1 protein-coding gene is annotated in these 1,004 nt (G+C 51.3%); it reads left to right on the forward strand.

The genetic code is table 11. The features are described from left to right. Positions 1-105 precede the first annotated feature (105 nt). Positions 106-1,004, forward strand: an 899-nt coding sequence (locus ACIP66_RS28830; RefSeq protein ID WP_400652716.1) for an IS110 family transposase, incomplete at its 3' end; no start/stop codon positions are given.

Raw genomic sequence — 1,004 nt, forward strand, 5'->3', positions numbered from 1 at the left:
GCGCCGATAAAGAATGCTTCGTTCTCTTCAGCGACGATAGAAACAAGCCTGCGCCTCTTGGTGAAACCCTTCGAGTGGAAAAACCTTACAGCGGGAGTGCGAAAAATGGCAATGGAAGTGAACCAATTTATTGTCGGTATCGATGTTGCGAAGGCCGAACTGGTCGTTCATTTCCAGGACAGCGGCACGCAGATGTCGCTTACCAATACCAAGCCTGAAATCAAGAAATGGCTGAGGCAGCAACCCGCCAATACTGCCTTGTGCGTTGAAGCCACCAATGTCTATCACTTGGACGTGGTGGAGATGGCTTATGCAAAAGGCTTCAAAGTCTATGTTGTTGATGGTTTTCAGCTTAGCAATTACCGAAAAAGTATCGGCGGTCGGGTTAAGACTGACTCGAGCGATGCCGCTTTACTCGCTCGTTATTTGGAGCGAGAAGGCCGGGAGCTGCGCGCTTGGACTCCGCCACCAGCAGTGTATGGCAAGCTTCAAAGCCTCCTGCGCCGCAGGGCTGCGCTGGTCACAATGCGTACGGCTCTAAACCAGAGCTGGAGCAATGAAAAGCTACTGAAAACTGCCTTCAAGAGTTTCACCAAGCAAATAGACAGGTTGGATCTGCTGGTTCAAAAGAAACTCAAGGAGTTGCTCAAAGAGGCAGGATTACTTGAGCAGGTAGCTCGCTGCCAAGCCATCGAAGGGATCGGTTTTTTGACAGCCACAGCCTTGGTGATGGCGTTTATCCGAGGTGAGTTCAAGAGCAGTGATGCTTACATCGCTTTCATTGGCATGGACTTGAGAATTTCTGACTCTGGGGAAAAAACCGGACGTCGTCGTTTGACCAAGCGAGGCTGCTCGGAAATTCGCAGGCTTTTGCACAACGCCTCCATGTCCGCCAGCCGCACAGCGGCCTGGAAGGAAACCTATGAGCATCATCGAAACAAGGGCAAAGCCACCACTGAAGCGCTGGTGATTTTGTCACGTAAACTCGCGCGTATTGCATACGC

The sequence above is a fragment of the Pseudomonas sp. NPDC088429 genome, assembly GCF_044753305.1.
In the GTDB taxonomy this organism is placed as follows: Bacteria; Pseudomonadota; Gammaproteobacteria; order Pseudomonadales; family Pseudomonadaceae; genus Aquipseudomonas; species Aquipseudomonas rustica.